At 72.3% G+C, this 21,706-nt stretch carries 15 protein-coding genes; 4 read left to right on the plus strand and 11 right to left on the minus strand.

Translation table 11 applies throughout. The annotated features are described in order from the left end of the window. Positions 1 to 61: 61 nt before the first annotated feature. A complete protein-coding gene (locus tag ACIBD9_RS15520) occupies positions 62 to 1,579 on the plus strand; it encodes a hypothetical protein (protein WP_396718073.1) in 1,518 nt (505 codons plus the stop codon). Positions 1,580 to 1,727: 148 nt separating this feature from the next. Here the strand turns inward: ACIBD9_RS15520 and ACIBD9_RS15525 are convergent, their stop codons facing one another. After that, the gene (locus ACIBD9_RS15525) at positions 1,728 to 3,206 is read right to left on the minus strand and encodes a glutamate--cysteine ligase (RefSeq protein ID WP_396718075.1); all 1,479 of its coding nucleotides are present in this window, start codon (positions 3,204 to 3,206) and stop codon (positions 1,728 to 1,730) included. A 310-nt stretch (positions 3,207 to 3,516) separates the two neighbouring features. Next, entirely contained in the window at positions 3,517 to 4,098 is a 582-nt protein-coding gene (locus tag ACIBD9_RS15530) for a YceI family protein (protein ID WP_091396394.1), read from the minus strand. A 99-nt stretch (positions 4,099 to 4,197) separates the two neighbouring features. Between ACIBD9_RS15530 and ACIBD9_RS15535 the strand changes: the two genes are divergently transcribed. Continuing rightward, entirely contained in the window at positions 4,198 to 4,716 is a 519-nt protein-coding gene (locus ACIBD9_RS15535; protein WP_396718078.1) for a MarR family winged helix-turn-helix transcriptional regulator, read from the plus strand. 224 nt (positions 4,717 to 4,940) lie between these two features. Here the strand turns inward: ACIBD9_RS15535 and ACIBD9_RS15540 are convergent, their stop codons facing one another. From ACIBD9_RS15540 to ACIBD9_RS15550, 3 genes are all read right to left on the minus strand, one after another. Beyond that, positions 4,941 to 7,604 (minus strand): ATP-binding protein, encoded by a 2,664-nt coding sequence (locus tag ACIBD9_RS15540; protein ID WP_396718081.1) that lies wholly within the window; start codon positions 7,602 to 7,604, stop codon positions 4,941 to 4,943. A gap of 133 nt (positions 7,605 to 7,737) precedes the next feature. Then, positions 7,738 to 8,886, minus strand: a complete 1,149-nt coding sequence (locus ACIBD9_RS15545; RefSeq protein WP_387175317.1) for an acyl-CoA dehydrogenase family protein — start codon at positions 8,884 to 8,886, stop codon at positions 7,738 to 7,740. A gap of 78 nt (positions 8,887 to 8,964) precedes the next feature. Next, positions 8,965 to 10,497, minus strand: a complete 1,533-nt coding sequence (locus ACIBD9_RS15550) for an acyl-CoA carboxylase subunit beta (RefSeq protein WP_396718084.1) — start codon at positions 10,495 to 10,497, stop codon at positions 8,965 to 8,967. A 169-nt stretch (positions 10,498 to 10,666) separates the two neighbouring features. Between ACIBD9_RS15550 and ACIBD9_RS15555 the strand changes: the two genes are divergently transcribed. Continuing rightward, positions 10,667 to 11,227, plus strand: coding sequence for a snapalysin family zinc-dependent metalloprotease (locus ACIBD9_RS15555; protein WP_396718087.1), 561 nt, complete (start codon positions 10,667 to 10,669; stop codon positions 11,225 to 11,227). A 58-nt stretch (positions 11,228 to 11,285) separates the two neighbouring features. Here ACIBD9_RS15555 and ACIBD9_RS15560 read toward each other — a convergent pair whose 3' ends face one another. The 5 genes from ACIBD9_RS15560 to ACIBD9_RS15580 form a co-directional block, all read right to left on the minus strand. Next, positions 11,286 to 12,206 carry a hydroxymethylglutaryl-CoA lyase gene (locus tag ACIBD9_RS15560; RefSeq protein ID WP_396718090.1) on the minus strand — a complete coding sequence of 307 codons (921 nt, stop codon included), beginning with the start codon at positions 12,204 to 12,206 and terminating at the stop codon, positions 11,286 to 11,288. Between the two features lie 133 nt (positions 12,207 to 12,339). Continuing rightward, positions 12,340 to 13,677 carry an acetyl/propionyl/methylcrotonyl-CoA carboxylase subunit alpha gene (locus ACIBD9_RS15565; RefSeq protein ID WP_396718092.1) on the minus strand — a complete coding sequence of 446 codons (1,338 nt, stop codon included), beginning with the start codon at positions 13,675 to 13,677 and terminating at the stop codon, positions 12,340 to 12,342. 71 nt (positions 13,678 to 13,748) lie between these two features. After that, positions 13,749 to 14,348: a TetR/AcrR family transcriptional regulator gene (locus tag ACIBD9_RS15570; RefSeq protein WP_112601222.1), complete on the minus strand. Its 600-nt coding sequence runs from the start codon at positions 14,346 to 14,348 to the stop codon at positions 13,749 to 13,751. Positions 14,349 to 14,449: 101 nt separating this feature from the next. After that, positions 14,450 to 17,335 carry a hypothetical protein gene (locus ACIBD9_RS15575; RefSeq protein WP_396718094.1) on the minus strand — a complete coding sequence of 962 codons (2,886 nt, stop codon included), beginning with the start codon at positions 17,333 to 17,335 and terminating at the stop codon, positions 14,450 to 14,452. 2 nt (positions 17,336 to 17,337) lie between these two features. Beyond that, positions 17,338 to 19,125, minus strand: coding sequence for an HSP90 family protein (locus ACIBD9_RS15580; RefSeq protein WP_396718097.1), 1,788 nt, complete (start codon positions 19,123 to 19,125; stop codon positions 17,338 to 17,340). Positions 19,126 to 19,247: 122 nt separating this feature from the next. On the opposite strand from ACIBD9_RS15580, the gene ACIBD9_RS15585 reads away from it, so the two are divergent. Beyond that, positions 19,248 to 20,471, plus strand: coding sequence for an MFS transporter (locus ACIBD9_RS15585; protein ID WP_396718099.1), 1,224 nt, complete (start codon positions 19,248 to 19,250; stop codon positions 20,469 to 20,471). Here the strand turns inward: ACIBD9_RS15585 and ACIBD9_RS15590 are convergent. Next, positions 20,468 to 21,664, minus strand: coding sequence for an FAD-dependent oxidoreductase (locus ACIBD9_RS15590; RefSeq protein WP_396718102.1), 1,197 nt, complete (start codon positions 21,662 to 21,664; stop codon positions 20,468 to 20,470). The genes ACIBD9_RS15585 and ACIBD9_RS15590 overlap by 4 nt on opposite strands. Positions 21,665 to 21,706 lie beyond the last annotated feature (42 nt).

Here is a 21,706-nt window from a genome sequence, read left to right on the forward strand (position 1 = left end):
GTCCACACCGGCGGGTTGTTGCGACTCGCCGCGCCGACGACGGGACGTTACGCTGCCCGGCATGGCCAGACAGGGCTGGGGAGTGTCGATCGCGACGGCGATCGGGGTCGCTGCCGGCGCGGGTGCCGCACAACTGGGCTTCGGCTACGGGCTCGGCGTCATCACCTGGACGCCCACCGATGCCGGTGCGACCGACACAGCCTGGGCGGACGGCCTCGCCTGGGCCACCTGGCTCGCCGCCAGCTCGACGGTCCTCGGCGCGGTCTGCGCGCAGCGGCTCCACCAACGGAACGTCCCAGCACGGACCGCGATCTCTCCGCAGTCCACGACTGACGCGCGCCACGAGGGCCCGCAGACCGCGACCGATGCGCGCCTCGATGGCCCGCAGCTCGGCGATCGGGCTCTGGAGCACGAGACCCCGGGTGACGAGCGCCGACGGACCGTGGAGGCCGCCCCACCGGGGGTGCCGGAAACTCCGCCGCCGGTGGCCGAGCCGCACGACCGTGGCGGCCTCCTGCGGCGGGTGGCCCTGGCGCTCGGCGCCGGGTTGGGCGGGCTGGTCACGGTTCTGTTGATCGCCGTACCCGCGCGGGTCGCGACCGGCGCGGACACCGGCACACCGCAACGGACGGCCGCCGTACAGGCGGTGCTGGGCATCCTGATCGGCGCCCTCGTCGCGATCTGGGCGCTTCGCTCCCGAGCCGCCGCGGCCAACGTGACCGCGACGGCCGCCTGGCTCTGGCTGCTCGCGGTGGTCTCGGTGATCGACGGGGTACGCGTCGGACGAGGGTTGACCGGCGCGCAACTCGGCACCTGGCAGTTCGACCCGGACCACGCCCGGTACTGGATCGGGGGCCAGCTCTACTGGCCCGGTGCGTTGCTGGCACTGCTGCCCGCGCTGCTGATCGGCGTACTGGCCGCCCGGCGGACCGCCCGCTCGGGCGGGCACCGCGTGGGCGCGGCGGCCTCCGGCGCGGCTGGCCCGGTGCTCGTCGCGCTCGCCTACCTGACCACCCTGCCGCACTGGTCGACGCTGGGCCCCGCGCAGCTGTCCACCCAGCTGATCGCCCCGTACGCCGTGATCGCCGGCATCGGCGGCTCGGTGCTGGCCGCCCGCCTCGGCGAGCGAGCGGAGCGGAACCACCCAGCCGAGCCGAACCAGGCAGCCGGCCGGAGTGCAGCCGAGCGGAGCCGCTGGGCCGGCCGGAGTGCGGTTGCTCGGGACACTGTGGCCGATCCGATCCCGGTCGCCGAGACCGACCCCGCGCCGCCGGTCCCCGGCTCGGCGGCCGGACCCACGGCCCCGACGACCGGCACCGGAGCCCCGACCACCGGACCCACGGCCTCGACGACCGGACCCGCGGCGCGGCGCCGGAAGGCCGACGGTGCACCGCAGACGCCCGGGACGGACTCTCTGCCGGGCGAGGCCACCGCCGCACCACAGGTGCCCGCCCCACGTACGGACCCGGACCTCACGGAAAAGTCCCGTCCCGCGGAATCGGCAACGGCCGAGAACCGCGCCCCAACCAGCCGGCAAACCCGAGCATCCCGCCGCACCATCCGCCCCACCACCGACTAGACCCCCCAGGGCCCAGCCCTCCCCCCGTTGATCATGAAGTTATTGCCATCTCGCTCGGCGTGTCATGGCAATAACTTCATGATCAACCCGCGTTCGGGCGGGGGTGGGAGGGGTGGGGTGAGGGCCGGCGGGGTGGGGTGAGGCCGGGTTAGGGGACTGGCCAGGTGTGGACGGGTTGGTTGGTGCGCTGGAGTTCGGCGTAGCGCTGGACCATGTGGTGCAGCGCGGCCGCCCGGTCCATGCCGTGGTGCCGCTCCGCCGCCCAGACCGCCTCGGTCTGCCAGACGGCGCCGTTGCGGCCGGTACGGCAGCGCTGCTCGATGATGCCGAGCAGCCGGTCTCGCTGCGCCGGGGCGACACCGAACCCGTCCAGGCCGGCGGCGGCGGTGGGCAGCAGTTGCTCCAGGACCAGCTTGGTGACCGGCACATCGCCGAGCCCGGGCCAGTGCAGCACGGCGTCGAGGCCACGTCGGGCTGCGGCGTGGAAGTTCTCCTCGGCGGAGCTGAAGGTGAGTTGGCTCCAGATCGGTCGGTCGGCCTCGGCCAGACCGCGTACCAGCCCGAAGTAGAAGGCCGCGTTGGCCAACATGTCCACCACTGTCGGACCGGCCGGCAGCACCCGGTTCTCCACCCGCAGGTGGGGGCGGTCGTTCATGATGTCGTAGACCGGCCGGTTCCACCGGTAGACCGTGCCGTTGTGCAGCCGCAACTCCCCGAGCTGGGGCACACCGCCGGCGTGTAGGACCTCCACCGGGTCCTCGTCCTCGCAGATCGGCAGCAGCGGCGGGAAGTACCGGACGTTCTCCTCGAACAGGTCGAAGATCGAGGTGATCCACCGTTCGCCGAACCACACCCGCGGCCGTACGCCCTGGGCCTTGAGTTCGTCCGGGCGGGTGTCGGTGGCCTGTTGGAACAGGGCGATCCGCGTTTCGGCCCACAGTTGGCGGCCGTACAGGAAGGGGCTGTTCGCTCCGACCGCCACCTGCACGCCGGCGATGGCCTGGGACGCGTTCCAGTAGTCGGCGAAGCTGTCCGGGGCGACCTGGAGGTGGAACTGGAGGCTCGTGCAGGCGGCCTCGGGGGCGATCGAGTCGGTGTGCGTCCGCAACTGCTCGACGCCGCGGATGTCCAGCTCGATGTCCTCGCCCCGGGCGCCGACGATCTGGTCGTTGAGCACCCGGTAACGCTCGTTGGTGGAGAGGTTGTCCTCGATCAGGTGCCCCTCGGTGAGGGTGGGCAGGATGCCGACCAGGACGATCTTCGCGTCGGATCTGGCGGCGCGCTCGTCGGCCCGGGAGAGACTGCCGCGCAGGTCGTGCTCGTAGTCGGCGAAGCCGGTGCCCTCGATCAGTCGGGGCTCGGCGTTGAGTTCCAGGTTGAACTGCCCCAGCTCGGTCTGGAAGAGGGGGTCCGCGATGTCGGCGAGGATCTCCTCGTTGCGCATCGCCGGCTCGGCGGCCGAGTCGACCAGGTTGAGCTCGATCTCCAGGCCGGTCATCGGCCGGTCGGCGTCGAAGCCGAAGTCGTCCAGCATCAGGGCGAAGACGTCCAGGCACCGCCGCACCTTCTGCCGATATCGGACGCGATCATCCCGGGTGAAGGCGCCCTCTGAGACGTCCCTGCCCATGTGTCCTCCCGACGGCCGGCGCGGTCGGGATCCTGCCGTCCCGGAAGCGCTTTGTGAAGCATCCACGGTAAGAGCGCCCAGCTGACGGGGCCAGAGGCCGACAGCGGTGATCCGACGTCGACCGGCGTGGACGCGCTCGTGGCGCCATCTGTACCCCGTCGTCGACCGGCTGGACCCGATGGCGGTGCGAACAACCCGTGACAATTACCACGAGCGGGTACGACGCAGGGCCCGCGCCGACGTACGGCGCGGGCCCTGCGTACCGGATCACCGGGAGGATCCCCCCTGGCCCTCCGGTGATCCTCGGGGATCAGGCCTGGCGAACGGCCTCGCCCTCGATCTCAATCTTGATCTTGCGGCTGACCAGCACGCCGCCGGTCTCCAAGGCGACGTTCCAGGTCAGGCCGAACTCCTCGCGGTCGATCTCGGTGCTCGCGGAGAAGCCGAAGATGTCCTGGCCGAACGGGCTGCGGCCGACACCCTCGAACTCCACCTCCAGCTCGACCGGGCGGGTGACGTCCTTGATGGTGAGCTCGCCGGTGAGCACGAACTCGCCGCCGCGACGGGACTTGACCCCGGTGCTGCGGAACTCGAGCGTCGGGAACTTCTCGGCATCCAGGAACTCCGGGCTGCGCAGGTGCGCGTCGCGGTCGGCCTGGGTGGTGTCGACGCTGGCGGCCTGAATGGTGGCGACGACCGACGACTGCAGCGGGTCCTCGGCAACGGTGATGGTGGCGGTCGCCTCGTTGAATTCGCCGCGGACCTTGCTCACCATCATGTGCCGGGCAACGAAGCCGACCCGCTTGTGCGCCACGTCGAGCGCGTAGGTGCCGGCCGCCGGGATGGTGAGGCCGTCCCAGTCGCGGGTTACCGCATCGATGCTGCTGGTCATGGTGCTGTCCTCCAGAAGATTGTTTAATAGCCCAACGACTGCCTGAGCAACTATAACTGCAACAACATTCCCCGTGTCAAGCACTGGTATGCTGAACGGGTGACCAACGTCTTCGACGATCCCCGGATCACCGCCGTCGGCCTGCTCTTCGAGGCACACGCCGGGCTGTCAGCCCGGTTCAACGCCCAACTCGAGGAGCACGGCCTCTCCGCGGTCGAGTTCGAGGTCATCACCCGACTGGCCCGCTCGCCGGGCAACCAACTACGCATGACCGACCTGGCCGCGCAGACCTCTCTGTCGACCAGCGGGGTGACCCGCGTGGTGGACCGGATGGAGCGCGACGGGCTGATCACCCGCCGCGCCTGCCCGAACGACCGACGCAGCTCGTACGCCGTGGTCACCGCCGCCGGGATGCAACGGCTGAACGAGACGCTGCCCGGGCACCTGCAGATGATTGAGCAGTGGTTCACCGGGCAACTCGACCCCGAGGCGCTCGCGGCCCTCCTCGACGGATTGCGCCGGGTCCGTGACGCCGCGCATCCGTGCGCCACCGCCGGCAGTGACGACGCCAGCCCGGAGCAGTTCGCCGCCGCCGACGGCGCCCCCCGACGGCACTGAGAAGCACCCGCTGCCGGGCGATGGCAGCGGCAGAAAGACCGGCAGAACTGGCCCAGCCAAGCTGGAGGATTCGGTCCAAGGCGACTTTCTGCCACCGCGCCGGTGGCAGGCTTCCTGCACCGGGGATCACCGGGGGGTGACGGCGCGGGCGATCAGCGAGGGGTAGCACCAAAGGGGGCTCTTCGCCCGCGCCACTCTCCCGTCGCGGTCGGGGCAGGCGCAGGCTACGTAGCCGGTCCGCCCCGGGCGGCGATCAGCGCGTAGAGCAGGCCCGACTCCTGCGGCAACAGCCGGATGCCGCTCTCCACACAGACCCGGTCCAGTCGATCGAGCACCGCCGGGTCCGCAGTGCTCGCGGCCAGGCCCACCAGCGCCTCCACCGCGTCGCGGCGATCCTGCCCGGCATGGTCGGCGGCGGCGGCGAACCACTCGGCAGCCAACTCCCGGTCACCCCGGTGCAGCGCCAGGTTGCCCTCGATCAGCGCACAGAGCCCGACCTCCGGCCCACCCCAGGCCAGCACCGCGTCGTCCGAACGCGGTCGCGGCACGGTCGGACGCGCCGGCACCGCCTCCACGCCCCCGGCGCGCAACTCGGTCAGCACCTCGGTCGCCTCCGCGACCCGCCCGTCCTGGGCGAGTGCCAGCCCGACGGTCCCGAGCACCCGACGGCGGCGTCCGGGATCACCCAGCTCGGACAGCGCCGCGATCGCCCTCCGGCCACGGTCGATGGCGTCCGCGTACCAGCCCTCCAGGCGTGCGACCTCGGCGCGATTGGCCCAGCCCAACACCCGCAGTCGCTGCTCTCCACTCTCGGCGGCAAGGCGGTCCACCGCCGCGAGCCGGCGGCGGGCCGCGGCCAGGTCGCCCGCGCGGATCTCGTGCCAGGCGAGGCTGTTCTGGGCCACCGCCAGGTCCCGGGTCCGACCGTTGCGGGCGGCCAACCGCAGCAGCGCCTCGGCCTGCTCGCGAGCCTCGTCCTGCCGCCCCACCGAGATCAGCAGAGTGCCGAGCACGTTTCGCGCCTCCAACTCCCCGGTGACGTCGCCGGCCTGCCGGAAGGTGTCGAACGCCGCGCGGGCCGTCGACAGCTCCTCGGCACCCGCGCCGTGCTCGGCCGCGAGCCGGGCGACGCCGAGGGTGGCCCAGCCACGCAGGAGAGGGTCGGCGTCGGCGGTACGAGGGTCCGCCAGCAGCCGCCGCAGCCACTGCCGCCCGACGACATCACGCCCGCGGAACCGCCACCAGCGGGTCAGGCAGGCGGCCAGCCGCAGCGCGGTCAACGGGTCGTCGGTGGCCGCGTGGGCCAACGACGAGCTGATGTCACTGCTCATCTCGTCCAGCCGGTGCACCGCGTCGGGTACCCGTGGGCCGACCAGGTCGCTGGCGGTCCGCGCCACCAGGCGCGCGATGACCTCCGCATGTCGACGCCGGATACAGGTCAGCTCACCCGCACCGGCCGCCTGCTCGACGGCGTAGTCACGGACCGCGTCGAGCAGCCGGAACCGGAACGACCCGGTTCCTCGTACGCTCAGCAGCCCCAGCTCGACGAAGCGGTCCAGCAGCGGAACCGGGTCGATCGCCACCGTGCCGTCCCGGTCGGCCTCGTCGGCGAGCATCTCCTCGGCCAACTCCACCGACCAGCGGTTGCCGAAGACGGCCAGCTGCCGCAGCGCGGCCCGCTCGTCCGGCGCCAACAGGCGGTAGCTGAACGCCACCGCGTCCCGCAGGGTGACCGCGACGGAGACCGCCGCACCGGAGTCTGGTCCGCTCGTCCGGCTGGTGAGCGCCTCCGGCGCGTCCCAGCCCGGGTGGGCGGACGCGTCGGCGGGAGTGGCCAGGTCGAGCACCCGGTCGCCGTACCGGTCGAGCAGTTCGGTGAGGTCGAGGAGTCGGCCCCGGGCGGCCATCAGCTCGATGGCCAACGGCAGCCCTCCCAACCGGCGCACCAACGCGGCGAGCGCCGGCAGCTCGGCGGGGGTGGGTGGCTCCCGGCGGACCTGGGCGAGCCGGGCGGTGAACAGCGCGACCGCCGGCCACGATTCGAGTCCGGCGTGTTCAGAGTGTTCGGCCTCCGGTGGTGGCACGTCGAGCGGCGCGACCGGCCACACCCGCTCACCGGGCAACCCGACCGGATGCCGCCCGGTGACCAGCACCCGAAGCGACGGCAGTGCGCCCATCAACCGGTGCAGGGTCGCGGCCACCGGGCCCGGGGCGTGCTCCACCGCGTCCATGACCAGCAACGTCGGCCGTCCGGCGAGCAGCGCCACGAGTTCGGACAGGCGCGCCACGCCGAGCACGGACATCGAGGCGGCGAGCACGTCCGGACCGTCCGAGCCCTCGCCGACCAGCACCCCGGCAACGCCGGCCGGGTGGGCGGAGGCCACGAGGTGCGCCACCGACGTGGCCAGGGCGGTCTTACCGACGCCGGCCAACCCGACGAGGCTGACCAACCGGGGCCCGCGCTCCGCGGTCAGCATCCCGGCCAGCTCGGTGAGGTCGCGCTCCCGGCCGATCAGCGCGACCGGCGGCGGAAGCGCGACCGACGGGTCGGCGGGTGCGTCCGCCGACGTGGCGTTGCCGCTGACCGCGAAGGTCGTGGAGGTGGCCTCCGGCGGGGCCTGCTCGGCACCGGCGCCGCGGGCCGCGGCCAGGAACGCCGCCAGGCTGGTGCCGGTCAGCGCCAACGCCCCGGCGAGCAACTCGACAGTGGTGCGTTGTGGCCGGATCGACCGGCCACGCTCCAGGTCACGCACCGTCCGCACACCCACCCCGGCCCGGGACGCCAGCTCGGCCTGGGTCAGGCCGGCGGCGCGCCGATGCCCGCGGAGCAGCTCCGGCAGATGGGTACGTCCAGCCGGGCTCCGCGACCGGTCATGATCCGGAGTCATGGGCACGAAGAGTACGGATGGACTCCGACGGTCGGCAGTCGAACGTCGGGCTACTGACGCCCGCTCGCCGAAACCCGACAGCCGTACGGACAGTCCGTCCGGAACGACTGGCCGATCAGTTCGGTTGGAGCACTCAGAGACCCAGATCCCGGGCGATGATCATGCGCTGCACCTCGCTGGTGCCCTCGCCGATCTCCAGGATCTTGGAGTCCCGCCAGAACCGGGCCACCGGGTACTCGTTCATGAAGCCGTATCCGCCGTGGATCTGGGTGGCCTCCCGGGCGTTGTCCACCGCAATCGTGCTGGCGTGCAGCTTCGCGATGGCGGCCTGCCGCTTGAACGGCTCGCCGGCCAGCATCCGCGCGGCGGCGTCGTAGTACGCCAGACGGGCGGTGTGTGCCTTCAGCTCCATGTCGGCGATCTTGAACTGGATGGCCTGGTTGGCGCCGATCGGCTGACCGAAGGCGTGCCGCTCCTTCGCGTACTTGATCGACTCGTCGACACAGCCCTGCGCGAGGCCGACGGCCAGCGCGGCGATGGCGATCCGACCCTCGTCGAGGATCCGCAGGAACTGCGCGAAGCCCCGCCCCCGGGGGCCGAGCAGGTTGGCGGCCGGCACCCGGCAGTCGTCGAAGGTCAGCTCGTGGGTGTCCGAGGCGGTCCACCCCACCTTGGAGTAGCCGGGCGCGACGGCGAACCCGGGCGTGCCGGTCGGCACGATGATCGTCGACAACTCCTTGGAGCCGTCCGGGTTCGTGCCGGTCACCGCGGTGACCGTGACCATGGCCGTGATGTCGGTCCCGGAGTTGGTGATGAACGCCTTCGAACCGTTGATCACCCACTCGTCGCCGTCCAGCACCGCCCGGGTCTGCGTGCCGGCGGCGTCCGAGCCGGTGCCCGGTTCGGTGAGACCGAAGCCGGCCAGCGCCTCGCCGCTGAGCAGCCGGGGCAGCCAGGTCGCCTTCTGCTCCTCGGTGCCGAAGCGGTAGATCGGCATCGCGCCCAGCGAGACCGCCGCCTCCAACGTGATGGCCACGCTGGAGTCGACCCGGGCCAACTCCTCCAGCGCCAGACACAGCGCGAAGTAGTCGCCGCCCATCCCGCCGTGCTCCTCGCCGAAGGGCAGGCCGAACAGGCCCATCTTGCCCATCTGCCGGATCACCTCGTACGGGAAGGTGTGCTGCTCGTAGTGCTCGGCGATGACCGGGGCGACCACCTCGCGGGCGAATTCCCGCACGCTCTCGCGCAGCGCCGCTTGTTCGTCGGTGAGCCGGAAGTCCATCTCATCCTCCTGTAAGGACGGTCCACCTCGGCGCTCGTGACACCGGGGGCGGGTCGCTGTGCGGGCCTGAGCCGATGATCAGACCGGGGTGACGCCGTGCCGACGGCGGGAGAAGTGCCGGTCCTTGGTACGCGCCGCCGCGAATCGACGGACCAGCTCGGTGCGCAGGTCGTGTGGCTCTACGATGGCGTCCACCACCAGTTCGCTGGCGAGCCGGACGACGTCGATGTCCTGCTCGTACTCGGCGCGCTTGGCGGCGACGAAGGCGGTCCGCTCGTCCTCGTCCGCAATGGCGGCGATCTTGTTGGCGTAGACCGCGTTCACGGCGGCCTCGGCGCCCATCACGGCGATCTTCGCGGTCGGCAGCGCGATGGTGGCGTCCGGCTCGAACCCGGGACCGGCCATCGCGTAGAGACCGGCGCCGTACGCCTTGCGGACCACCACGCAGATCTTCGGCACGGTCGCCTCGGAGATCGCGGTGATCATCTTGGCGCCGTGCCGGATGATGCCCTGCTTCTCCACCACGCTGCCGACCATGAAGCCGGGCACGTCGCTGAGGAACAGCAGCGGCACGTTGAACGCGTCGCATAGCTGCACGAACCGGGTGGCCTTGTCGGCCGAGTCGACGAAGAGCACGCCGCCCTTGAACATCGAGTTGTTGCCGACCACACCGACGACCTGACCGTCGAGACGGCCGAAGCCGACTGTCAGCTCCTTGGCCCAGAGCGCCTGGATCTCGAAGAACGAACCCTCGTCGAGCAGGCCCTTGACGTACCGTCGCATGTCGAACGCCTGCCGCTCGCTGGCCGGCACCAGCGCGGCCAGGTCGGCCTTCGCGGGCGCGGCGACCGCCGGTGCGGTCGGCGGCGCCTGCGTCCAGTTCGCCGGCAGGTACGACAGGTAGGTCCTCACGACGTCGAGCGCGTCGGCCTCGGTCTTGCAGAGGAAGTGCCCCACGCCGGACTCGGCGGTGTGCACCTTGGCCCCGCCCATCGCCTCCAGGGTGGTCTTCTCGCCGGTGACCATCTCGACCATCCGGTCGGAGCCGAGATACATGCTCGCGTTGCCGTCGACAAGCGCCACCACGTCGCAGAACGCCGGGATGTACGCCCCACCGGCGGCGCTCGGACCGAACAGCGCGCAGACCTGTGGGATGGAGCCCGAGGCGCGGACCTGGTTCCAGAAGATCTTCCCGGCGCCACGCCGGCCGGGGAAGAGATCAACCTGATCGGTGATCCGGGCACCGGCCGAGTCGACCAGGTAGACCATCGGCACACCGGCGCCGTACGCCCGCTCGATGATTCTGATGATCTTCTCGACGGTGCGGGCGCCCCAGCTGCCGGCCTTGACGGTGGAGTCGTTGGCCATGAGACAGACCTGCCGGCCGTCGATCGTGGCGGTGCCGGTCACGACGCCGTCGGCGGGCAGTCCCTCGGCGAGCGCGTTGGCGTAGAGGCCGTCCTCGACGAACGAGCCCTCGTCGACCAGGAGCGCGACCCGCTCACGGGCGAAGAGCTTGCCCTTGGCCGCGTTGGCCGCGTGGTACTTGTCCGCGCCGCCGGACCGGGCCCGCTTGCGCAGCTGCTCCAGTGCCTCACCGTCGAGCGTCACGCCGACTCCTCCGCCATACTGACCTGAACGATCGTTAGGCTAGCGCATCGACACGGCCGTCGGCGACCTACGAGCGAACCAGACAGCCGGGCCGAGAGCAAGACATTGAAAAACATGAATCAATATCGCTAGGCTCCTGGCACCCCCTCCTCCCGGATTGGAGTCAGCGATGACCTCACGACTCAGTCGGCTCGCGGTCGCCCTGGTGGCGACGGCAGGTGCCGCCCTCGGCGTCACGGTCGCCAACCCCGCGCCCGCGTCCGCCGCCATGACCATCTGCTACAACACCAGCCAGGCGGGCAGCTTCGCCGGCATCGCCGGCCAGGCCGCCTCGATCTGGAACAACGCCACCGTCAACCTGACGCTCTCCGCCAACTGTGGCTCCAACCTGCGGATCTACCAGATCACCGGCGGCGGTTCCTACGCCCAGCGGACCAGCCTCGGCAACGGCCGGGTCTACATCGACACCCAGCAGGCCGCGCAATACAGCCCGCTGCGGATCATGACGCACGAGATCGGGCACATCCTCGGCCTGCCGGACAACTACAACGGGAACTGCGCGATCCTGATGTCCGGCGGCAGCGCCGGCACCAGCTGCACCAACCCGTACCCGAGCACCACCGAGGCGAACCGGGTCAGCAGCCTCTTCGCCGGCACGTTCAGCGCCACCGACCGCAGCGCGGACATCTTCCGCGACAGCTGGCCGAGCGTGCTCACCCCGGTGAGCTGACCAACCTGGCACGTGGAAGGGGCCGGCGCGTGCGCCGGCCCCTTCGTCGCGCGGACGGTCAGCTCGGCAGCGGCGTCAGCCGGGTACGCGGGCCGGCCCGCAGCACACCGGACGGCAGCTTCTTGCCGAGCAGCTCCTCGGCCAACTCCGCCACCTCGATGAGAGCCGGCAGGTCGATGCCGGTATCGACGCCCATGTCGTGCAGCATGTGCACGGCCTCCTCGGTGGCCAGGTTGCCGCTCGCCCCCGGCGCGTACGGGCAGCCACCGAGGCCACCGACGCTGGCGTCGAACTCGGTCACCCCCAGCTCCAGCGCGGTCAACAGGTTGGCCAGTGCCGTACCCCTGGTGTTGTGGAAGTGCAGCAGGACCGGCACGTGCGCGTTGCGATCGCGTACCGCGGTCAACAGCTCGCGGACCCGACGCGGGGTGCCCATTCCGGTGGTGTCACCGAACGCGACCCGGTCCGCGCCGTCGCGGACCACCCGGTCCACGATCCCGGCCACCCGCTGCGGGTCGATGTCCCCCTCGTAGGGGCAGCCGAAGCTGGTCGCCACGATCACCTCGACCCGCGCCGACGCACGGTGCAGCAGGTCGATCAGCTCGGCGATGTCGTCAAGCGACTCGTCGGTGGACCGGTTGACGTTGCGCCGGTTGTGCGTGTCACTGGCCGAGACCACCACCTCGATCTCGGTGAACCCGGCGGCGAGGGCCCGCTGGGCGCCCCGGGTGTTCGGCACCAGCGCGGAGTACCGCACCCCGTCGGCCTTCACCGCCCGCTGCCACACCTCGTCGGCGTCGGCCATCTGCGGAATCGCCCTGGGGTGCACGAACGACACCGCCTCGATTCGGCGTACGCCGGTGCCGGAGAGGGCGTCGAGCAGCCGCACCTTGGCGTCGACCGGGATCGGGTCCTCGTTCTGCAACCCGTCCCGCGGCCCAACCTCACGGATCGACACGAAACTCGGCAGGTCCGCCATAAGGGGTCACCTCACTGTGACGAAAGCAGTGCTTAGGGGTCCTCCCAGCATGCCACTCCCGCTGTTGATCAAGAGGTTTGCGTCATCCGCGGCGCAAGTCCTGACGTAAACCTCTTGATCAACAAGGGCGGGGTCAGCGCATGCGGGAGACGATTCCGGTGTCGTAGGCGCCGGAGAGGAACTCTTCGTTGGTCAGCAGCTCGGCGAAGAAGGGGACGTTGTTCTTCGGGCCTTCGATCTGGAAGGCGGCCACCGCCTCCTTCGCACGTTCGAGCACCTCGTCGCGGGTCGCGCCGCTGACGATCAGCTTGGCCAGCAGGCTGTCGTAGAACGGGGTGACCGTGTTGCCCTCGGTGTAGCCGGAGTCCACCCGAACACCCTCGCCCGCCGGCTCGACCCACGTCCTGATCACACCGGGGCCGGGCAGGAACCGCTTCGGGTCCTCCGCGTTGATCCGCATCTCGATGGCATGGCCGCGCGGGGTCAACGCGTCCGGGTCGAACGTCGGCGCCAGCCCGGAGGCCACCCGCAGCTGCTCCTCGACCAGGTCGATGCCGTAGACGTACTCGGTCACCGGGTGCTCCACCTGCAACCGCGTGTTCATCTCCAAGAAGAAGAACTCTCCGGTGGTTGGGTCGAGCAGGCACTCCACCGTGCCCGCGTTGCGATAGCCGACCGCCTCACCGGCCCGCACCGCCGCCGCCAGGAGACGGGACCGCAGCTCCGGCGAGACCGCCGGCGACGGGGACTCCTCGACCAGCTTCTGGTTGCGCCGCTGCACCGAGCACTCCCGCTCGCCGAGCGCCACCACCCGACCATCGGCCAGGCCGAGGATCTGCACCTCGACGTGCCGTACCCGGGGAAAGTACCGCTCGATCAGCACCGAGCCGTCGCCGAACATCCGCTCGGCGAACGCGCGCACCTTGTCGTACTCGGTGCGCAGCGCGGCCTCGTCGACGGCCACCCCCATGCCCATGCCGCCACCGCCGGCGGCGGCCTTGACCATCACCGGGTAGCCGATCCCGGCGGCGGCGGTCACCGCCGCGTCCAGGTCGGCCGCCGGGTCGGTGGTGCCGGGCGCGACCGGAACGCCGGCCGCCGCCATCAGGTTCCGGGCATTGATCTTGTCGCCCATTGCGGTGATCGCGTCCGCGTCGGGTCCGACCCAGATCAGGCCGCTCGCCTCGACGGTACGGGCGAACTCGGCGTTCTCCGACAGGAAGCCGTACCCGGGGTGGATGGCCTGCGCGCCCGTCGACTTCGCGGCGGCGAGGATCGCCTCGGTGTTGCGGTAGCTCAGCGCCGGGTTCGGTGGACCGATGAGGACCGCCTCGTCCGCCTCCGCGACGAACGGCAGGTCGGCGTCGGCCTCCGAGTGCACCGCGATCGCGCGAATGCCGAGCCGCTTGGCGGTCCGGATGATCCGGCGTGCGATCTCGCCCCGATTGGCGACCAGCAGTGACTCGATCATGTTTCCTCCCGGCGTCCGGATGGTGGGACGATGTCAGGGAATCATGACCGGCACGGTTCTGACGAGTCGGCTCAGGCCAGCAGTGCGGCCAGGGTCGCGCCGCGCAGCAGCTCGGCGCGGCGTCGCCGGTCCACCTCGCCACCGAGGAACGGGGTCGAGTTCATCAGGCCGAACGCCGCGTGCGCGAGCACCCGCGCCTCACCGTCGGGCATGCCCGGGTGCAGCGCGGTGAGCACGGTCACCCACTCCTCGACGTAGAGCCGTTGCAGACGACGGATCCGCCGCCGTGGCTCCTCGGGCAGGCGGTCCAACTCGTGCAAATGCAACGCGATCACCGCCGGGTTGGCCAGCGCGAACTCGACGTGGAAGTCGATCAGCGACTCCAGCACGCCGCGCGGGTCGTCCGAGCCCCCGGCGGCGCGTTCCCGCCCACCGGCCAGCAACCCCTCACTGACCGGGATCAGCGCGGCGGCCAGCATGGCCTCCTTGCCGGCGAAGTGGTGGTAGAGCGCCGGACCGGTGACCCCGGCGGCCGCGCCGATGTCGTCCATCGACACGCCGTGGTAGCCGCGCGCCGCGAACAGACCTACCGCGATCTCCAGGATCTCGTCCTTGCGGGACCTGCGCCGGCCCGCACCCGCCGCACCCCGTGCCTGCTGCTCCACCGTCACCGGGCAAGCCTAGACCGCGAGGCGCCCGCGTTGGGTTGCCGGTCGGGTCCGCCCACCCGCGGCCGGCCGCCCCTGACCTGGCCAGGGGCGGCCAGTGAGGGTCAGTCGTCCTGGTCCAGGTCATGCTCCGCGCGCACCGCGGCGGCCTCCGTGGGCCGATCGAGCAGATCCAGCGTCCGAGCCAGCAGCCAGGCCGTCTGGCGAACCTGCCGCGAGGCGGCCGGCAGCCCACCGAGCACACGGCGCAGCAGCGGTTCCGCCTCGGCCGGCCGGTCCAGGCGCAGCAGCAACTCACCGACCAGGACCTCCACCTGGGCCGCCTCGCCGAACGCCTCGATCGACCGCAACCGGTCCGGCACCCCGGTAAGCCGGCCCAGCGCCTCGTCCAGCCGGTCCTCACCGGTGAGCACCCGCGCTCCGGCCTCGGCCGCCATCGCCAACTCGTACGTCACCGGCGGCTCGGCCTGCCCGGCCAGCTTCGCCGCCAACCCGTCCACCACCTCGAGGGCGCGCAACGCCGCGTCCCGGTCGTCGGCCCAGAACCAGGCGTACGTCTCCCGCCGGCGGGCGCGCAGCTCGTCCAGCGGCAGGTCACCGAGCCGGTACGCCTCAGCGGCGGCGGCGAACCGCTCGCCCGCCGCCGCGTCCCGGTCGGCGTCGTAGAGGATCCCGCCGGCCTCCTCCAGCACCTGCGCCCGGTGCGGAAGGTTGTCTGGTCCATCCAGGTTGTTGGCCAACTGTTCCAGCAGGGCCAACGCCGGGTCGATCTCACCAAGTCCGGCGTAGACGCCGGCCAGCAGGTGCCGGCAGCGATCGGCCTCCGCCTGGGCGCCCAGCCGATCCAGACCCAGCACGGCCTCCTCGGCGACCTCGGCGGCCTCGGCGAGTCGGCCCACCATCCGGTACGCGTTCGCCAGCTCCCACCGCAGGAACGCGTCCCCCTCGGCGCCCCGCTCCACGCACAGCGTCACCGCCTCGACGAAGTCGTCCACCGCGTCGACGGCCCGGCCGGCCGACAGCAACGCCCGCGCTCGGGCGACCCGGACGGGCAGCTCCGCGTCGGCCGGTGCCGCCTCCAACGCCTCGTCGCAGGCCGCCACGGCGTCCGCCGGATCGTCGACCAGCCGCGCGTAGGCCAGGCAGGCACCCGTGAGCAGCTCGTCGACGCCCAGCTCCCGGCCGATCCGGCGAGCCTCGTCGACGACGGCGCGGGCCTCGTCGACGCGGTCCAACTGCTCCAGCAGGTGCCCCCGGTGCAGTGCGATCCGGGCCATCAGGTGCTGGTCACCGCCCGCGTCGGCCGGTACCCGGTCGAGCGCGGCGAGCGCGTCCGCCCAACGCTCGCGATGCAGCAGCGCCAACGCCACCCGGTCGTGTCCGGCCGCCCGCTGCTGGGCGTCGCCGAGCCGGTCCAGGACCTCGGCCGCCTCCCGGGCCAGCAGCAGACCTTCGTCGCCGTCCTCGTCGGAGCGGGTCAACAGCACACCGAGCCGCCCGGCGACCGTCTGGGCCGGCACCTCCTCGCCCGCCTCCCGGTACAGCTCCAGCGCCGCCCGATTCAGCTTGACCGCACCCTCGATGTCGTCCTCGTCGCCACGCTCGGCCGCCCGCAGCGCCAGCCGGTGCGCGGACGTGCGTGCCGGCAGCTCAGCGGAGCCGAACCGGTCGTCGAAGGCGATCAGCGCCGCCCGGAAGGTGGCCCGGTCGTGCCGGCCCCAGCTCTGCTCCGCGAGGTCCAGCAGCTCGTCCGGCTCGGCGTCGACGGGCACGGTCACGGCGGGTCGTTCACCCTTACCGGTTCGCACGCGTTCGGTGGACGACGCCGGTGTGCCCGGCCCGACGATCGGCTCGTCCCCGACCGGACGGGCCGGGCGGGCCGGGCGGCGGCGAACGCTCGCCGACAGCGGCACATGTTCCCCGCTCGCCTGCACGGCCAGCCGGCGGGCGATCCACTCCGACTGGTGGGTGGTGCCGTTACGGGCGTCGAACCGGGCGGCCAGACCGGTCGCGGTGTCGGCCAGCTCGTCCGCCAACGACGCCGCCGCCACCTCAGCGGCCGGCCGACCCTCGGCGGCCCGGCGGTACACGGTCGACGCGCCGGCCTGGCGCAGCGCCGCGGCGGCGGCCGCCGCGAAGTGCATGGCGGCGGCCGGCGACGGCGGCCGGTCCAGCCAGTCCAGGTGCCGCTCGACCAGCTCGACCGCCCGCGCCCCGTTGCCGGTCAGCGTGCAGAACTCGACGTGGTCCGCGATGTCCCACAGGTTGGCGAGGTTGCCGCGCAGCCGGCGGTACGCCTCCCGGTGCGCGTCCCGCGCCTCCTCGGCCCGCCCGGTCCGCAGGTACGGCAGGAGCAGCGCGGTGAGGATCGACTGCGGCTGCTCGTTGCAGTTGAGCCGGCCGGCGAGCACCGGTTCGGCCAGCTCCACCGCGTCGGCGTCCCGCCCGGTGTCGGCGAGGTAGCCCACCTGGCTCGTCGGGTCACAACCGGCGCAGTCGGACAGGTCGTCGCGCGGGGTGGTCTGCCAGAGCCGGTACCAGTGCGCGGCCACCTCGGCGTCGCCCACGTGGTCGGCGACCCGGAACCGGTGCTTGTGGACGGTCTGCAGGCTGTGCCCGCCAGCCCGGTAGCGGCGTTCCATGTCGTCCAGCACTGCGTACGTGCGGTCGAGCGGCACCTCCGGGAAGTTCAGCAGGCCGTTGACCATGTACTTGAAGTGCCAGAGCAGGTTGTGCAGGTGACGCTGGTGGTACGGCTGCGGGTCCCGGTCGAACTCGGACAGGCACCAGGAGAAGGTCACGAAGGACTTCGCCGGCTCACCGCCGTAGATGTAGCCGGTGGTGGCCTGCATCCGGGTGACGAACGCGAGGTGCCGGTCGTCGGCGGCGTCCACCCGGCGCAGCAGCTGCTCCAGCGCGGCGATCTGCCCCGCCCCGTACGGCATGTCGGAGATGCCGCGCAGCATCCGCCACAGATCCTCGTCGCTCATGCTCACTCCCGTCCCGGGACAGCCCGGCCGAGCAGGCCGAGGAAGGAATCGTTCAGCAATGCGGCGTCGGCCGCGCGGATCGGATGGTGGCCGAGCAACAGCGCCTGCCCGTACAGCGCCTCGACGGCGAGGCCGACCAGCTCCGGGTCGCTCAGCATGGCCACCCGTCGGACCAGCGGGTTGCGGTGGTTGAGCACCAACTGCGGACGGTCCGGTGGGGCGGTGGCGGCGAGCGCGTCGAGCACTCCACCCCACAGCTCGTCGGCCCGGTCCCGACTGGCCGCGAGCTGGTCGTTGAACGCGGCCGACCTGCTGACCAGGTAGAGCGCGGGCAGCGACACCGGGTCGTACGCCCGGATGACCACCTCGCAGCCGGAACGCTCGACGGCCCGCTGCGCCGCCGCGAGGAACGGTCGCAGCGCCAACTCCACCTGCGGGTCGAGCGCGTCGAACCGGGTGGTGAGGTCGCTGGGCTCCAGCCGCTCGATCAGCACCGAGCGGTCCACCGCCGGCAGCCGCTCGATCAGCTCGGTGTCGTACGTGTAGCCGGCGTTCACCACCGCCAGGTCCTGCGCGGCGGCCACCGCGGCGAGCTGACGGAACTCGTCGAGGCTCGCCGCGTAGCGGACCACGCCGTAGCGCTCGCGGAACTCGGCGAGGGTGAGCGTGCCGACGTTGGTGTCCATGGGCCACCACCTGTCGACCAGCCGGAGCATCTCGTCGTCGTGCAGCGCCAGGGCCTTCACGCCGAGGTGGTGCACCTGGAGGAACTCGGCCAGCCGGTGCGGGTCGTGCCGGGCCAGCCGGACCAGCCAGCCGCGGACCTGGTCGCCGAGCGCCTCCCGGGTCGCGGTCAGCAGAGTGTCCTCGTAGAGGGCCTCCCGGCTGGCGGTCGGGCGCAGCTCGGTCGCGTCCACCACGCAGTGCGCGAAGAACGCCCACTCCGGCAGCAACCCGTCGGCGTTCTCGGTGAGCAGCATCCGCTTGAGGTAGACGCGGTGCCCGGCTCGGGCCGCCGGGTTCACCGGGGTCGGGAGGATGACGGCGACGCCGGTCAGCCCGGCCTCCGGCACGGCCAGCGGCAGCACGTCGAACGGGTCCACGCCGAGCGTCTCCCGGGCGTACCGGATCAGCGCCGCGCGGTCCAGTGGCGCACCCGGCGTGGTCGGCCAGGGCGGTTCCCCGGTGGTGGTGACGACGTCGCCGACGCGGACGGTGACCGGCAGCAGCGCGCCGAAGAGCCGGGCCAGGTCGGTGACGGTCGGGGTGGTGAACCACTGGTCCGCGTCGCGGCGGGGCACCAGCGTGACGGTGGTGCCCGGCTCGGCGCGGGCGGCCTCCGGCGGGGCCACGGTCACCGCGTAGCGGCCGTCGGCGTACCCGGTCCAGCGGACCGTGGGGTTGTCGCCGTGCCGGGTGAGCACCTGGATCTCGTCGGCCACCAGGAAGCAGGAGAGCAGGCCGATGCCGAACTGGCCGAGGAACTCGTGTCGGGAGAAGCCCAACTCGTCGCGCTTCGAGCTGCGGCCGATGGTGGCCAACAGCTCGTGCACCTGCGCCTCGGTCAGGCCGATGCCGGTGTCGTGGACCCGGAGCGTGCCGTCGCCGGTGCTGTCCGGGGGTTCGATGCGGACCAGCGCCGGCGCGTCCGGTTCGGCCCCGCGCCGGGCGGTGATCGCGTCCACCGCGTTCTGGAGCAGTTCGCGGACGTAGACCCGCGGGCTGCCGTAGAGGTGATGACTGAGCAGGTCGACCACGCCACGTAGGTCAACCTGGAAAGTGTGGTCCACGCCTGATGTCTCCCCGGTCCCGATGCCGGCGCTCACCGTACCCATGATCACCGACAGGCGCGGTCCCCTTTTCGCCCGCGCGACTTGACCCTCGACCCGGTCGAACCGGCACGGTCGCCGGCATGACTTCCCCCGCTCTGGGCCGGGACTTCCGGCTCCTGTGGTCCGCGGCCGTCTCGTCCCGGTTCGGAGACGCGCTGCGTACCCCGGCACTGGCCCTGTTGGCCGCGACCGTGACCCGCGACCCACGGGTCATCGCGGCGGTCACCGTGGCGGCACAGTTGCCGCCGTTGCTCTTCGGCCTGCTCGGCGGCGTGTACGCGGACCGCTGGGACCGCCGTCGGACGATGGCAGTGGTCGACGGGGTACGCGCTGTCGTGGTGGCCGCGCTGGCCGTGGTGGTCGCGCTCAACCGGGTCAGCGTCCCGGTGCTGCTGGTGGCGGCGTTTCTGCTCGCCACGATGGGCACTCTCTTCGACTCCGCCTCGTTCGCGCTGCTCCCCGCGTTGGTGCCGCCGGACGCGCTGCCCCGGGCGAACGGCCGGCTCCAGGCGGGGTCCGCGGTGGCCGGTGGCTTCCTCGGGGCACCCGCCGCCGGTGTCCTGTTCGCCGTCGCACCGGCCCTCCCGTTCGCCCTCGACGCCGTCACCTTCACGGCGGCCGCCCTGCTCGTGCTGGCCCTCGCCCCGGTCGGGAACGCGAACGCACGGCCGAGAACCCGGCGCGGCTCGGTGTGGAGCGAGATCGTCGAGGGGCTGCGCTGGCTGCGGGCGCACCGGACCCTGTGGCGGGTCACAGTGCTCACCGCCGCGAGCAACCTGGCGATCAGCGGAATCATGGCGGTGCTGGTGCTCTACGCGCTGGACGTGCTGCGGGTGCCGCCGGCCGGGTACGGGCTGTTCACCGCCGCCGCCATCGTCGGAGGCGTGGCGGGAGCACTCGGTGCGGGGCGGCTCGCCGCCCGGCTCGGCACGGTGCCGGCGCTGCGCGTCGTGCTGGCCGTGGAGACCGTGGCGCTGACCGGCTTCGCGCTGGCCCGGCACCCGGTGTCGGGCGGGATCGCGCTGGCCGTCTTCGCCGCCGGCACTGTGGTGTGGAACAGCCTGTGGGCGTCGTACGGGCAGCGGAACGTGCCGAGCGAACTGCTCGGCCGGGTCGGTGCGGCCCAGCGGATGGTCGGTCTGCTCACCGCACCGCTCGGGGCGGCGCTCGCCGGGTTGGCCGCCGCGGCGTACGGCACGGTGCCGGTGGCGGGCGCGGCGGCGGGGACGTTCGCGCTTGTCACGCTCGCCGCCTGGCGGACGCTGCGACCGGTCGCCCCCGCCGTGTTGAGCCGCACGGCCTAACCCGGCGTCCGCTCCCGGTGCGACAGCCCGGACAGGCGCAGCGCGATCCGCCGACGGGCCGGTGGGACGGCACCGAGCAGCCGGAGCAGCACGTCCCGGGCCGGCCGACGGGCCGGGGAGACGCCGGCCAACCTGGTCAGCCCGGCGGCGAAGCTCAGCACGTCCTCGGCCATCGGCCGTTGCCGGGCGGTGTAGTCGTCGAGCAGCGTCTCCGGGCCACCGCCGAGCACGTCCGCCACTGCGGTGCCGAGCGCGACCGCGTCGCAGATGCCGAGGTTCATGCCCTGCCCGCCGGCCGGGCTGTGCACGTGACCGGCGTCGCCGGCCAGCAGCACCGGCCCCGCTCGGAAGGTGTCGGCGATCCGGTGGTGCACCCGGAACCGGGAGCCCCAGAGCACCTCGGTCACCCGGTCGGGTCGTCGCGCCGGGCCGCGCTCGTCGAGCAGCGCCTGGAGGTAGGCCGCGTCCGGTTCGGCCGGGGCGGTCTCCACGGCGGCGACCAACCGGACCACGCCGCCGGGGAGGGGTGCCCAGACCAGCGGTCCGGAGCGGGCGAGGAAGAGCGCCGCCTCGTCGCGGGGCAGCACGCTGCGCACCCGCACGTCGGCGAGCACGAAGGACTCCTCGTCGCTGCCGCCGGTGAAGCCGATGCCGGCCAACCGCCGGACCGTGCTGTGCAGGCCGTCCGCGCCGACCACGAACCGGGCGCGCAGCGCCTCCCCGTCGACCTGCGCGAGCATGCCGTCATCGGCGGGGCTGAGCCCGGTGAGCTGGCACGGCCGTCGTATCTGGACACCGAGTTCGGCCAGCTCCTCGGTGAGCACGGCCTCGGTGACCGCCTGGGAGACCAGCAGCGCGTAGGGGAAGCGGGACGGCAACTCGTGGAACGGCACCGACAGCAGCACCCGGTCCCGGTCGCGCACGGTGAAACGCGGCGTCCGCACCGCCTGGGCGATCAGCGGCGCCGCGGCGCCGATCCGGTCCAGCACCTCCAGGGTGTACGCGTGCACGACGGCGGCGCGGGAGGTCGTCGGCGGCTCGGCCAACCGGTCCAGCACCGTCACCTCGACCCCGCGCCGGGCCAGTGTCAACGCGGTGGCGAGACCGGTGGGGCCGGCGCCCACCACCAGGACGTCGGTGCTCGTGGGCAGCATGGCCACCTCCAGAAGACCGTTGCCAACGTCTGTTGGCAAACACTTGTTGGCAAAGCTAGAGCCCGCTCGATTGCGTGTCAA

Source organism: Micromonospora sp. NPDC050784, assembly GCF_044456765.1.
Classification (GTDB): domain Bacteria; phylum Actinomycetota; class Actinomycetes; order Mycobacteriales; family Micromonosporaceae; genus Micromonospora; species Micromonospora foliorum.